The organism is Planococcus salinus, from assembly GCF_003719725.1.
In the GTDB taxonomy this organism is placed as follows: domain Bacteria; phylum Bacillota; class Bacilli; order Bacillales_A; family Planococcaceae; genus Planococcus; species Planococcus salinus.
Genome location: NZ_RIAX01000014.1, coordinates 45,715 through 58,417, shown reverse-complemented (window position 1 = coordinate 58,417; position 12,703 = coordinate 45,715). Strand labels below are relative to the sequence as shown.

Annotated in this window: 13 protein-coding genes and 1 riboswitch; all 13 genes read left to right on the top strand. The window is 47.6% G+C overall.

The genetic code is table 11. From position 1 onward, the window contains the following. Positions 1-279: 279 nt before the first annotated feature. The 13 genes from EEX84_RS14670 to purH all read left to right on the top strand — a co-directional run bounded on the left by EEX84_RS14670 (position 280) and on the right by purH (position 12,699). Complete coding sequence (locus EEX84_RS14670) at positions 280-801, top strand: DUF2179 domain-containing protein (protein WP_192892981.1); 522 nt, start codon at positions 280-282, stop codon at positions 799-801. Next, positions 798-989: an NETI motif-containing protein gene (locus EEX84_RS14665; RefSeq protein WP_123166395.1), complete on the top strand. Its 192-nt coding sequence runs from the start codon at positions 798-800 to the stop codon at positions 987-989. The genes EEX84_RS14670 and EEX84_RS14665 overlap by 4 nt, the downstream gene beginning before the upstream one ends. A gap of 82 nt (positions 990-1,071) precedes the next feature. Then, positions 1,072-1,172: riboswitch (purine riboswitch) on the top strand. A gap of 137 nt (positions 1,173-1,309) precedes the next feature. After that, positions 1,310-1,798, top strand: a complete 489-nt coding sequence (gene purE / locus EEX84_RS14660) for a 5-(carboxyamino)imidazole ribonucleotide mutase (protein WP_123166394.1) — start codon at positions 1,310-1,312, stop codon at positions 1,796-1,798. Then, the gene (purK, locus tag EEX84_RS14655; RefSeq protein WP_123166393.1) at positions 1,795-2,919 is read left to right on the top strand and encodes a 5-(carboxyamino)imidazole ribonucleotide synthase; all 1,125 of its coding nucleotides are present in this window, start codon (positions 1,795-1,797) and stop codon (positions 2,917-2,919) included. The genes purE and purK overlap by 4 nt, the downstream gene beginning before the upstream one ends. Before the next feature lie 15 nt (positions 2,920-2,934). Beyond that, a complete protein-coding gene (purB, locus tag EEX84_RS14650; protein ID WP_123166392.1) occupies positions 2,935-4,230 on the top strand; it encodes an adenylosuccinate lyase in 1,296 nt (431 codons plus the stop codon). A 15-nt stretch (positions 4,231-4,245) separates the two neighbouring features. Then, complete coding sequence (purC, locus tag EEX84_RS14645) at positions 4,246-4,962, top strand: phosphoribosylaminoimidazolesuccinocarboxamide synthase (RefSeq protein ID WP_123166391.1); 717 nt, start codon at positions 4,246-4,248, stop codon at positions 4,960-4,962. Continuing rightward, positions 4,959-5,213 (top strand): phosphoribosylformylglycinamidine synthase subunit PurS, encoded by a 255-nt coding sequence (purS, locus tag EEX84_RS14640; RefSeq protein WP_123166390.1) that lies wholly within the window; start codon positions 4,959-4,961, stop codon positions 5,211-5,213. Before purC ends, purS begins: the two co-directional genes overlap by 4 nt. Then, positions 5,210-5,893 carry a phosphoribosylformylglycinamidine synthase subunit PurQ gene (purQ, locus tag EEX84_RS14635; protein WP_123166389.1) on the top strand — a complete coding sequence of 228 codons (684 nt, stop codon included), beginning with the start codon at positions 5,210-5,212 and terminating at the stop codon, positions 5,891-5,893. Before purS ends, purQ begins: the two co-directional genes overlap by 4 nt. Further along, the gene (gene purL / locus EEX84_RS14630) at positions 5,877-8,102 is read left to right on the top strand and encodes a phosphoribosylformylglycinamidine synthase subunit PurL (protein ID WP_123166388.1); all 2,226 of its coding nucleotides are present in this window, start codon (positions 5,877-5,879) and stop codon (positions 8,100-8,102) included. The genes purQ and purL overlap by 17 nt, the downstream gene beginning before the upstream one ends. Beyond that, entirely contained in the window at positions 8,078-9,496 is a 1,419-nt protein-coding gene (gene purF / locus EEX84_RS14625) for an amidophosphoribosyltransferase (protein ID WP_123166387.1), read from the top strand. The genes purL and purF overlap by 25 nt, the downstream gene beginning before the upstream one ends. A 14-nt stretch (positions 9,497-9,510) precedes the next feature. Next, entirely contained in the window at positions 9,511-10,572 is a 1,062-nt protein-coding gene (purM, locus tag EEX84_RS14620; RefSeq protein ID WP_123166386.1) for a phosphoribosylformylglycinamidine cyclo-ligase, read from the top strand. Next, the gene (gene purN / locus EEX84_RS14615; protein ID WP_123166385.1) at positions 10,562-11,137 is read left to right on the top strand and encodes a phosphoribosylglycinamide formyltransferase; all 576 of its coding nucleotides are present in this window, start codon (positions 10,562-10,564) and stop codon (positions 11,135-11,137) included. Before purM ends, purN begins: the two co-directional genes overlap by 11 nt. A gap of 23 nt (positions 11,138-11,160) precedes the next feature. Beyond that, complete coding sequence (purH, locus tag EEX84_RS14610; protein ID WP_123166384.1) at positions 11,161-12,699, top strand: bifunctional phosphoribosylaminoimidazolecarboxamide formyltransferase/IMP cyclohydrolase; 1,539 nt, start codon at positions 11,161-11,163, stop codon at positions 12,697-12,699. The last annotated feature ends 4 nt before the right edge of the window (positions 12,700-12,703 follow it).

Here is a 12,703-nt window from a genome sequence, read left to right as displayed (position 1 = left end):
AAGAAAGTCGTTACCGATTCCGGTAACGGCTTTTTTTGTTGGAGACTGAGGCGGCCTGTCCATACAGCTGGAAAGGCAGTTAAGTTTGTATTGTCTCTCCTGTCCCATTGTTTAATGAGAGTTGAGAAAAAGAAACCCATGAAAGCATATAAAGTACAGGGTCGATTACAAGATAAATGGTTTTAATCGTTGCAATCCCGGTATGCATGAATTAATATAGGGTTTGATTCTTTAAGGGGAAATGAAAGGGTGGGTTTGGTGGATATAAATCCTTGGTTAATGGTCATTATAATTTTCTCCATTAACATCGTATATGTCTCGTTTTTTACTGTGCGCATGATTATGACGTTGAAAGGTTACCGTTATTTAGCTGCACTAGTCAGCATGATTGAAATTGTCATTTATATAGTGGGACTTGGTCTGGTGCTGGACAACTTGGATCAAATCCAAAATTTGATTGCTTATGCACTCGGATATGGATCCGGTGTTATTATTGGGACGAAAATTGAAGAGAAAATGGCGCTGGGGTACATTACGGTAAATGTCATTACAATAGACGAAAGCGATTATTTGCCTCGCAAGCTGAGAGAGAAAGGTTATGGAGTAACGGACTGGGATGCCAATGGAATGGACGGTGGCCGTCAGGCGATGCAAATCCTGACACCGCGTAAAATGGAATTGCAGCTGTATCAAACAATCAAGGAAATAGATCCAAAAGCGTTCATCATTGCATATGAACCCAAGACCATACACGGCGGTTTCTGGGTGAAAGCGGTAAGGAAAGGAAAACTGATGAAATGAGCAGAAAGACAGAATGGTTTGAAGTCGGTGAAAACGAAACAGTGGAAAGCTGTTTGGATCGAATGAAAAAACAAGGGTACACCGCTGTCGGCAGGAAAGAAGAGCCGCTGTTTGAAGAAGTGAACGGCAAGCCAGTTCCCGTAAGGCAAATTATCAAATTTAAAGGAAACAAGATCAATGAATTATAAGAAACCCCTTACAAAACCGAACAATAGAATAACGAAATATAATAACGTTCGACTTTGTCATTGACCCTATGAACACATCTTGTTATGATAAGTAAGGAAACCCCATATATGCAGAAGAATTGGCTTCTGCGTTTCTACCAGGACACCGTAAATGTCCGGACTATGCGGGAAAGCAACTTACGGAATTGAAACGAAGGATGTGCTTTTTTGTGCCATCATCTATATATTCGTTTAACTCAAAGTCCTTAAGTAAACTGCTTTTCACGTCATGTGAGCAGTTTATTTGAGGGCTTTTTACTTTTTAAAAGGAGAGATTGGGTATGAATCCGCGAATCGGCGTTATAATGGGCAGTTCGAGTGATTGGGAAACGATGAAACATACATGTGATGTGCTGGACGAATTGAGCATCCCGTATGAAAAAAAAGTGGTGTCTGCACATCGCACGCCGGATTTGATGTTTTCATACGCTGAAAAAGCCAGGGAGCAAGGCTTGCATGTCATTATTGCCGGGGCAGGAGGAGCGGCGCATTTGCCGGGAATGGTGGCAGCGAAAACAACATTGCCGGTAATCGGAGTTCCGATTCAGTCCAAAGCATTGAATGGCTTGGATTCATTGCTGTCAATTGTGCAAATGCCAGGAGGTGTACCGGTAGCCACTGTTGCTATTGGGAAAGCAGGCGCAATCAACGCAGGGCTTCTGGCTGCACAGATACTGGGGACGGTGGATTCAGAAGCTGCAGAAGCACTGCAGTCGAGAAGAGACCGTACCCGAGAAGATGTATTAGAAAGTTCGGAGGATTTGATATGACAAAGACGATTCTACCAGGGCAGACAATCGGCATAATAGGAGGAGGACAGTTGGGGCGCATGATGGCGTTGGCAGCGAAAGAAGCTGGCTTCAAAATTGCGGTACTGGACCCGGGCATGGATTCCCCAACCGGACAAGTCGCTGATATTCAAATTATCGCTCCTTTTGATGATCCACAAGGGCTGGATGAGCTGGCTGACGTGAGTGACGTCATTACGTACGAATTTGAAAATATCGATGCCGAAGGATTGCGGAAGCTCACAGAAAGTGCCTATGTCCCGCAAGGTTCTGAACTGATCCGCATCACTCAAAACCGGATTTTTGAAAAGAAGGCGATTGCCGATGCCGGAGTACCCATCGCTGAGTACGTAACTGCTGCTTCTTTTGAAGAACTGGCTGAAAAAAGTGCTCAATTGCCTTTGCCGTTTGTGGTAAAAACGGCAAGAGGGGGATACGATGGAAAAGGTCAGCAAAAAATTTCTTCTGTAGAAGAGTTGGGACTTGCCGAACCGCTATTCCAAAATGGTGAATGTGTAGCTGAAACGTTTGTGGAATTCACGAAGGAAATATCGGTGATTATCCAGCGCAATGTGCATGGCGAAGCAGCGATTTTGCCGGTAGGGGAAAATATCCATAAAGATCATATTCTCCACCAGACGATTGTTCCAGCCAGAGTGGAACCGGAGACTCTTGAAAAAGCGGAACAAGCTGCAAGACAAATAGCAGGTCATTTAAATATGGTGGGTACTTTGGCAGTAGAGATGTTCGTGTTGGAAAATGGCGATATTGTTGTGAATGAATTGGCGCCACGTCCCCATAATTCAGGTCATTATTCCATAGAAGGAACCAACAGTTCGCAATTTCATCAGCATATTCGTGCCATCTGCGGCTGGCCGCTGAGAAAACCGGTTTTATGGACGAATACGATTATGGTCAATATACTGGGCGAGCATGTAGCACCACTTACGAAAAAGATTGCTCAGTACCCGAACTGGTCGATACACCTTTATGGCAAAGAAGAAGCGAAGCGGAAACGCAAAATGGGGCATGTCACTATTTTGACAGCTGACTTGAATGAAACACTGACAGAAGTAGACGAATCCGGCATTTGGTCGGAATAATTGGAGGAACTTTAGATGATCGCACGTTACACAAGACCCGAAATGGGCGCAATTTGGACAGATGAAAACCGTTATAATGCTTGGCTGGAAGTCGAAATTTTAGCATGTGAAGCATGGGCGGAAATTGGAGATATTCCGAAAGAAGACGTGGTGAAAATCCGTGAAAATGCTTCATTTTCTGTGGATCGCATTTTGGAGATTGAAGAAGAGACGCGTCATGATGTAGTGGCATTCACACGGGCGGTATCGGAAACGCTTGGAGAAGAGCGCAAATGGGTCCATTATGGATTGACTTCAACAGATGTGGTGGATACAGCATTGTCTTATTTGATCAAACAGGCGAATGTCATTATCCGCAAAGACCTCACTAATTTCATTGAAATCCTGGCGAATAAAGCCAAAGAACATAAAATGACGGTCATGATGGGCCGCACACATGGAGTGCACGCAGAACCGACGACTTTCGGTTTGAAACTGGCGCTGTGGCATGAGGAAATGAAGCGCAACCTGGAGCGCTTTGAAGCGGCTGCCAAAACGATCGAAACCGGGAAAATGTCAGGTGCGGTTGGAACTTACGCGAATATCGACCCTTTTGTTGAAGAATATGTGTGCAAACAATTGGGGCTTGCTGCTTCGCCAATTTCCACACAGACCCTGCAGCGTGACCGCCATGCGGAGTACATGAGTTCACTGGCATTGATTGCGACATCGATTGAGAAGTTTGCCACTGAAATCCGTGGGCTTCAGAAATCGGAAACACGGGAAGTGGAAGAGTTTTTTGCGAAAGGGCAAAAAGGATCTTCCGCCATGCCGCATAAACGCAATCCGATCGGTTCGGAGAATATGACTGGGATTGCCCGTCTGGTGCGCGGCTATATGGTAACAGCTTATGAGAACGTGTCACTTTGGCACGAACGGGATATTTCCCATTCATCTGCAGAACGTGTGATTTTGCCGGATGCGACGATTGCGTTGAATTATATGCTCAACCGGTTCGGCAATATTGTGAAAAACTTAACGGTATTCCCTGAAAATATGAAACGCAACATGGATTCGACACTTGGCTTGATTTATTCGCAGCGTGTGCTGTTGGCACTGATCGATAAAGGGATGGCACGGGAAGCGGCGTATGACACCGTACAGCCCTGTGCAATGGAAGCTTGGGAAAACCAGACGCATTTCCGCGAAATTGTGGAAGCAAATGACACGATCACTTCGCAATTGTCGAAAGAAGAGCTGGATGATTGCTTTGACTATAACCATCACTTGCAGCAAGTGGACATGATTTTCAACCGACTTGGATTAAACTAAACGGGGGCTTTAAACATGGAAAAGGGTCAGCTATTGTACGAAGGAAAAGCAAAACGCTTATATGCAACGGACGAACAGGATATTTTGTGGGTGGAATACAAAGACTCAGCGACAGCTTTCAACGGTGAAAAAAAAGAAGAAATCGCCGGCAAAGGAACACTGAACAACAAAATCACATCATTGCTTTTCGAACGGTTGCAGGAAGCGGGAATTGCTTCCCATTTCGTCAAGCAATTGTCTGACCATGAACAGCTTGTCCGGCAAGTAGCCATTATTCCCGTAGAAGTGGTAACAAGAAACGTCGTAGCCGGCAGCATGGCAAAGCGTCTCGGTTTGGAGGAAGGAACGGTTCTGAAGCGGCCGATCGTTGAGTTTTATTACAAAGACGATGCGCTGGGCGATCCGATCATTACAGAGGACCATATTGAAATAATGGAGCTGGCGTTACCGGAAGAAGTCACACAGCTGCGCGAAAACGCCTTAAAGGTCAATGAAGTGTTAATCGGCTTTTTCAAGGAAGTCGGTGTCGATTTGGTTGATTTTAAGATTGAATTTGGCCGTGACGGAAACGGGCAAATTTTGCTGGCTGACGAAATTTCACCGGATACCTGCAGATTATGGGACACGGAGACCAAGCAGAAACTCGATAAAGATGTCTTTCGCCGGAACCTTGGCAATTTGACAGAAGCATATGAACTCATTTTAGCGAAATTGGGAGGACAACATTCATGAAAAAAGTAAAAGTCTACGTAACATTACGTGAAAGTGTATTGGATCCACAAGGTTCTGCAGTGATGGGATCGCTTCATAAAATGGGCTACGGTGAAGTGGAAGATGTCCGGATCGGCAAATACATGGAATTGATGATTGAAGACGGGGAGCGCAATATTGAGGCGATGGTTGATGAATTGTGCCATAAATTATTGGCGAATACTGTGATAGAAGATTACCGATTTGAAATTGAGGAGGCTGTCTCGCAATGAAATTCGCAGTCATCGTGTTTCCAGGGTCGAATTGTGACTTGGATATGTATCATGCGGTCAAGGATGAACTTGGGGAAGAAGCGGAATATGTGTGGCACGATTCAAAAGACTTGAGTGGTTATGACGGGATTTTATTGCCTGGCGGATTTTCATACGGGGATTATTTGCGCTGTGGAGCCATTGCCCAATTTTCAGGCGTCATGGAAGAAGTGAAAAAAGCGGCTGAAGCCGGCAAGCCGGTTCTTGGCGTCTGCAACGGTTTTCAAATTTTGACGGAAGCCGGCTTATTGCCAGGCATGCTGCTGCGCAATAAAAACTTGAAATTCATGTGCCGGACAGTCGGGTTGAAAGTGGAGAATGCCAACACGCTGTTTACCAATGAATATGCAGAAGGACAGGAAATACAGGTTCCCATCGCTCATGGTGAAGGCAATTACTACTGCGACGATGAAACTTATGAAAACCTCAAGAAAAACAACCAGATTGTCTTTTCTTATGCGGACGATTTCAACGGCAGCCGCAACCAAATTGCCGGTATCATCAACGAACGCGGAAATGTGCTCGGGATGATGCCTCACCCGGAACGTGCTGTGTCCGACTTGATCGGCGGCAGCGACGGACTGGCTTTATTCAAATCAATTGTCAAACAGTGGAGGGAAGCAAATGTCAGTCATGCTTGAACCAAATGCTGAGCAAATCAAACAACAGAAAATCTATCAGCAAATGGGCTTATCCGATGCAGAATTCACAATGGTCGAAGACATCTTGGGAAGAACACCGAATTACACGGAGACTGGCTTGTTTTCAGTTATGTGGTCTGAGCATTGTTCTTATAAAAACTCAAAACCGGTATTGTCGAAATTCCCGACAAAAGGTGAGCGTGTATTGCAGGGGCCGGGAGAAGGCGCCGGTATTGTCGATATCGGAGATGAACAGGCAGTCGTCTTTAAAATGGAATCGCATAACCACCCTTCTGCAATCGAGCCTTATCAGGGTGCGGCAACGGGAGTCGGCGGCATTATCCGTGACGTCTTCTCAATGGGAGCCCGTCCGATTGCTTTACTGAATTCACTGCGTTTTGGTGAATTGACGACACCACGTGTTAAGTACTTGTTTGAAGAAGTGGTCGCCGGGATTGCTGGATACGGCAATTGCATCGGCATCCCGACAGTTGGCGGGGAAGTTCAGTTTGATGCTTCCTATGACGGCAATCCGCTGGTCAATGCCATGTGTGTCGGCTTGATCGATCACAAAGACATTCAAAAAGGGATTGCCAAAGGAACAGGCAACCCGGTTATGTATGTCGGAGCGAAGACAGGGAGAGACGGCATCCACGGAGCGACATTCGCTTCAGAGGAATTGACGGATGCATCGGATGAAAAACGCCCTGCTGTCCAGGTAGGGGATCCGTTCATGGAGAAACTGTTATTGGAAGCGTGCCTGGAATTGGTGAAATCCGATGCATTGATCGGGATCCAGGACATGGGGGCGGCCGGTTTGACTTCGTCGTCTGCGGAAATGGCGTCAAAAGCCGGATCCGGAATTGAAATGGATTTGGATCATGTCCCTCAGCGAGAGCGCGGCATGACGGCTTATGAAATGATGCTGTCTGAATCACAGGAGCGGATGCTGATTGTCGTGAAAAAAGGCCGTGAACCTGAAATCGTCGAGCTTTTCGAAAAATACGGCTTGGATGCTGTAACGGTCGGAACAGTCACGGACGATTCCACACTTCGACTGAAGCATAAAGGGGAAATCGTGGCAGAAGTGCCGGTTGATGCGTTGGCGGAAGATGCACCGGTTTACCATAAACCATCAGCGGTACCTGCTTATTTCAAGGAATACCAAACGATGCCGAACGAAGAACCGAAAGTCGACAATCACGGCAAAGCGCTGTTGAATTTATTGCAGCAGCCGACGATTGCCTCGAAGGAATGGGTTTATGATCAATACGACCATCAGGTTCGTACGAGCACAGTGGTCAGCCCAGGGTCCGATGCAGCGGTGATCCGTGTCCGTGGTACGAATAAAGGTCTGGCGATGACGACTGACTGCAACTCGCGTTACATCTATCTGGATCCGGAAATGGGCGGCAAAATCGCAGTGGCGGAAGCGGCGCGCAATGTTGTAGTGTCCGGTGCAAAACCGCTGGCCATCACGGACTGCCTGAACTTCGGCAACCCGGAGAAACCGGAAATTTTCTGGCAGCTGGAAAAAGCGGCGGAAGGCATGTCGGAAGCCTGTACGGTGTTGGAATCACCTGTAATTGGCGGAAACGTCTCTTTATATAATGAAACAAATGGAACAGCTGTTTATCCGACACCGACAATCGGTTTGGTCGGGCTCGTAGAAGATTTGGCCCACGTGACCACACAGGATGCGAAAAACGCCGGGGATGTTGTCTACCTTGTCGGAGAAAGCTTTACGGAATTTGGCGGCAGCGAACTTCAGAAATTGGTCGAAGGACGTATTTTCGGCAAAGCGCCTTTCATCGATTTGGCGGTTGAAGCAAAGCGCCAGCAGGAAATTCTGGCAGCGATCCAACAGGGGCTTGTCGCTTCTGCTCATGATGTAGCGGAAGGTGGAGTAGCTGTGGCACTCGCGGAGAAAACCTTCGGCAATGGCCTTGGAATGGAAGTGACACTTGAAGGGAAAGCGACAACGGCATTGTTCAGCGAATCGCAATCGCGTTTTGTCCTGACAGTATCTCCTGAACATACGGAACAATTTGAACAAATCGTAACGGATGCCAAGCGGATTGGAACAGTCACGGAAGACAAACTAATCATCAAAGGCGAAGACGGCGGGACATGGATCAATGATTCAGTCGAAACGCTTCGCTCAGCTTGGAAAGGAGCTATCCCATGCTTGCTGAAATCAGAAGCTTAAACGAAGAATGCGGCGTATTCGGTATTTGGGGCCATGAAAATGCTTCACAAATCACCTATTACGGATTGCACGCCCTACAGCACCGGGGACAGGAAGGTGCGGGCCTTGTAGTGACAGACGGCGAGGCACTCAAAGCATTGAAAGGCGAAGGATTGGTCAACGAGGTTTTCACAACGGAAAAGCTCTCCGCCATGACCGGCAATGGGGCGATAGGACATGTCCGTTATGCCACAGCGGGCGGCAGTGGCATCGAAAATGTCCAGCCGCTGCTGTTCAATTCGACGACAGGAAGCCTGGCCATTTCCCATAACGGAAACCTGGTCAACGCAACTCAATTGAAAGGCCATCTGGAACGCCAGGGCAGCATTTTTCAAACGACTTCCGATACCGAAGTGCTGGCGCATTTGATTAAGCGCAGCGGATACCAGGACTTTGAAGAAAAAGCGAAAAATGCGTTGTCTTTGCTGAAAGGCGCATTTGCCTGTGCGATTTTGACGGAAGACGCGATGTACGTCGCTTTGGACCCGAATGGTTTGCGCCCCTTGTCGCTTGGCCGTTTGGGTGATGCATGGGTAGTGGCATCTGAAACTTGTGCATTTGATATTGTGGGAGCGGAATTTGTCCGTTCTGTAGAACCGGGTGAATTTCTGGTCATCAATAAAGACGGGATGCGGGCGGATCGTTTTGCTTATCCAAACGAACGTTCCATCTGCACAATGGAGTACGTGTATTTTTCCCGCCCAGATTCGGATATTGACGGTGTCAATGTCCACTCGGCACGGAAGCGTATAGGGAAGCAGTTGGCCAAAGAAGTGAATATTGAAGCGGATGTGGTGACAGGGGTCCCGGATTCAAGTATTTCAGCGGCGATCGGCTATTCCGAACAAAGTGGTATCCCGTATGAATTGGGATTGATCAAGAACCGTTATGTCGGAAGGACCTTTATCCAGCCTTCACAGGACTTGCGTGAGCAGGGTGTGAAGATGAAACTGTCACCTGTGCGCCAAGTGGTCAACGGCAAACGTGTCGTCATGGTCGATGACTCCATCGTTCGTGGAACAACTTCCCGATACATTGTCACGTTGCTGAAAGAAGCGGGCGCAACGGAAGTTCACGTGGTCATCAGCTCACCGCCGATCAAAAATCCATGTTTCTATGGCATCGACACGAGTACTTCGGGCGAATTGATCGCAGCGAACCACTCGGTGGAGGAGATGCGTGAAATCATTGGTGCCGACTCGCTGACATTCCTGTCAGTGGAAGGCATGGTCGAAAATATCGGAAGAACCGATCCGGGCTCAAAATGCGGTCATTGTTTAGCGTGCTTTACCGGCGAATACCCGACAGACATTTATCCGGATACAGTATTGCCGCATGAAAAAGAAACAGTGTAATAGGGGGAAATTTTGTGTCAAAAGCATATGAACAAGCAGGTGTGAATATTGAAGCGGGCTATGAAGCCGTAAACCGCATGAAATCGCATGTGGAACGGACGGCCCGCAAAGGGTTGATGGGAACGTTCGGCGGCTTCGGCGGCATGTTCGATTTGTCAGAGCTCCAGCTGAAAGAACCGGTTTTGGTATCCGGAACAGACGGCGTTGGTACGAAATTGAAACTTGCATTCATGGCAGAAAAGCATGACACAATCGGCATTGATTGCGTGGCAATGTGTGTCAACGATATTGTGGCACAAGGAGCAGAGCCTTTGTTTTTCCTGGATTACATTGCGGTGGGCAAAGCCGTTCCGGAAAGAATTGAACACATCGTCAAAGGTGTCGCGGATGGTTGTGTCCAGGCTGGAGCGGCACTTATCGGCGGAGAGACGGCTGAAATGCCGGGCTTATACGAAGAAGATGAGTATGACATTGCGGGATTTGCTGTCGGTGCAGCTGAAAAATCGAAAATCGTGACAGGGGATAAAATCGAACAAGGCGACGTTTTAATCGGTTTGGCTTCGAGCGGCATCCATTCCAATGGGTACTCCCTTGTTCGTCATATCATGTTTGATCAAAATCACTTTCAGATGAATGAAATAGTGGAAGGCTTTTCGGATTTGGGGCCAATTGGCCAGGAGCTGCTGACTCCGACAAAAATCTATGCAAAAGCAGTGGCAGCAGTGGCAGCTGAAAACGAAATCCACGGCATGGCCCATGTAACGGGGGGCGGTTTTATCGAAAACCTGCCGCGTATGATGCCGGAAGGGCTGGGTGCGGAAATCGAACTTGGCAGCTGGCCGGTATTGCGCATTTTTGAATTGTTGAAAGAAAAAGGCTCATTGAGCGACCGTGATTTGTATTCGGTTTTCAATATGGGCATTGGATTTGTGCTGGCTGTTTCACCGAACGACGCAGAACAAGTGTTGGAAACAGTGAAAGCTGCCGGAGAGCAGGCTTATAAAATCGGTCATGTTTCCGATGCGGCTGGTGTACAATTCAAAGGCGGACAGGATGGCAGCCTGCATGAATCATAAACTGACAAGAATTGCCGTTTTCGCTTCTGGAAACGGCTCTAACTTTCAAGCAATCGCCGACGCTGTGCAGGCAGGGGAGCTGCAGGCGGAAGTGGCGCTGGTTGTGACAGACAAACCACAGGCGGTAGTCGTGGAACGTGCGAAAAAAGCCGGTGTGGAGTCTTTTTCTTTTATCCCTTCTGAATTCGATTCAAAACAATTGTATGAACAAATGATCAAAGAAAAACTGGAAGAACTGGAAGTCGAGTGGGTTGTCCTCGCCGGTTACATGCGTTTAATCGGACCGGTACTGCTCGAAGCTTTTGAAAATCGGATCGTCAATATTCATCCCTCTGTATTGCCTGCATTTCCTGGAAAAGACGCTATTGGCCAAACGATGGCAGCAGGCGCTGAGAATGCTGGAGTGACTGTCCATTTTGTGGATGCCGGTATGGATACAGGAAAAATTATTTCACAGGAATCATTCCCGGTAGCAGGTCGCGACCGGGCAGCAGTCGAACAGAAAATCCACGAAATCGAACACCAATTATATCCTGCGACATTACAGCAATTATTCAGCCGGTGACATGCCGGCCATAGGAGGACCTTATGCAAAAAAAGAGAGCTTTACTCAGTGTATCGGATAAATCAGGAATTTTGGAATTTGCTCAGGAATTGGAAACGATGGGCTATGAATTGTTATCGACTGGCGGTACCAAGCGCTTTCTGGAAGAGAACGGCGTTTCCATCACTGCAGTCGATGAAGTGACCAACTTTCCGGAGATCCTGGGAGGTCGCGTCAAAACGTTGCACCCCTTGGTCCATGGTGGATTATTGGCCAAACATGACGATGAAGAGCATCAACAGGAAATGGCTGAAAACGGCATCTCGCCAATCGATATCGTTTGTGTCAATCTGTACCCGTTCCGCCAGACCATTTCAAAGCCGAACGTCAAAGTGGAAGACGCCATTGAGAACATTGACATCGGCGGACCTACGATGCTGCGTTCCGCTGCCAAAAACCATGCCTACGTAACTGTGATCGTAGATGCAACGGATTATGACAACGTGTTATCGGAACTGAAACAACAGCAATCGACATCTCCTGAGACGCGCCGCCGTCTGGCTGCAAAGGTTTTCGGTCATACTGCCGCCTATGACACGTATATTTCCAATTACTTGAACGACTTGATTGGAGAAGAATATCCTGAACAATTATCTTTTACATATGAATTGAACCAGACGCTGCGCTACGGAGAAAACCCTCATCAAAAAGCTGCTTTTTACCGCAATCCGATCGGCTCTGATTTCTCCATTGCCTATGCGCATCAATTGCATGGCAAAGAATTGTCCTACAACAATATCCAGGATGCCAATGCAGCTTTGCAGATCATCAAAGAATTCCTGATGCCGGCAGCAGTAGCAGTCAAGCATATGAATCCTTGCGGAGTTGGCACTGGTGACACAATTTCAGAAGCGTTTGCGAAAGCTTATGAAGCAGACGCCACTTCCATTTTTGGTGGCATTGTCGCAGTCAATCGATTGGTGGACGAGGAAACTGCAAAGCAGTTGTCTTCCATATTCCTGGAAATCGTAATTGCACCGGCGTTTTCTGATGAAGCGATGGAACTGCTGACACAGAAGAAAAATATCCGTTTGCTGACGATTCCGTTCGATCGTGTCCGCAAAGACAAGTGGAATACTGTTACAGTCGAAGGTGGTCTGCTCGTTCAGCAGCCTGATACATTCGGTTACGATGATGCAGATATCCGTGTCGCTACCGAGCGCCAGCCGACGGAACAGGAATTGGCTGCATTGAAACTGGGATGGAGCGTAGTGAAACACGTGAAATCGAATGCTATAGTTGTATGCGATACAGACATGACATTGGGAATTGGCGCCGGCCAGATGAACCGTGTGGGAGCTGCAAAAATCGCCCTTGAACAAGCTGCAGAACGTGCGCAAGGTGCGGTTATGGCTTCGGATGCCTTTTTCCCGATGTCCGATACAGTGGAAGCTGCTGCCAAAGCAGGAATCAAAGCCATCATTCAGCCAGGCGGTTCGAAAAAAGACCAGGATTCCATCGACATGGCGAACCAGTATGGTATCGCGATGGTCTTTACAGGTGTACGTCATTTCAAACATTAAACGG

Excerpts from the sequence above, each read along its gene's own strand:
- EEX84_RS14670 (WP_192892981.1), top strand. The coding sequence starts at position 280 with ATGGTCATTATAATTTTCTCCATTAACATCGTATATGTCTCGTTTTTT.
- EEX84_RS14665 (WP_123166395.1), top strand. The coding sequence starts at position 798 with ATGAGCAGAAAGACAGAATGGTTTGAAGTCGGTGAAAACGAAACAGTG.
- purH (WP_123166384.1), top strand. The coding sequence starts at position 11,161 with ATGCAAAAAAAGAGAGCTTTACTCAGTGTATCGGATAAATCAGGAATT.
- purC (WP_123166391.1), top strand. The coding sequence starts at position 4,246 with ATGGAAAAGGGTCAGCTATTGTACGAAGGAAAAGCAAAACGCTTATAT.
- purF (WP_123166387.1), top strand. The coding sequence starts at position 8,078 with ATGCTTGCTGAAATCAGAAGCTTAAACGAAGAATGCGGCGTATTCGGT.
- purK (WP_123166393.1), top strand. The coding sequence starts at position 1,795 with ATGACAAAGACGATTCTACCAGGGCAGACAATCGGCATAATAGGAGGA.
- purQ (WP_123166389.1), top strand. The coding sequence starts at position 5,210 with ATGAAATTCGCAGTCATCGTGTTTCCAGGGTCGAATTGTGACTTGGAT.
- purB (WP_123166392.1), top strand. The coding sequence starts at position 2,935 with ATGATCGCACGTTACACAAGACCCGAAATGGGCGCAATTTGGACAGAT.
- purS (WP_123166390.1), top strand. The coding sequence starts at position 4,959 with ATGAAAAAAGTAAAAGTCTACGTAACATTACGTGAAAGTGTATTGGAT.
- purN (WP_123166385.1), top strand. The coding sequence starts at position 10,562 with ATGAATCATAAACTGACAAGAATTGCCGTTTTCGCTTCTGGAAACGGC.
- purL (WP_123166388.1), top strand. The coding sequence starts at position 5,877 with ATGTCAGTCATGCTTGAACCAAATGCTGAGCAAATCAAACAACAGAAA.
- purE (WP_123166394.1), top strand. The coding sequence starts at position 1,310 with ATGAATCCGCGAATCGGCGTTATAATGGGCAGTTCGAGTGATTGGGAA.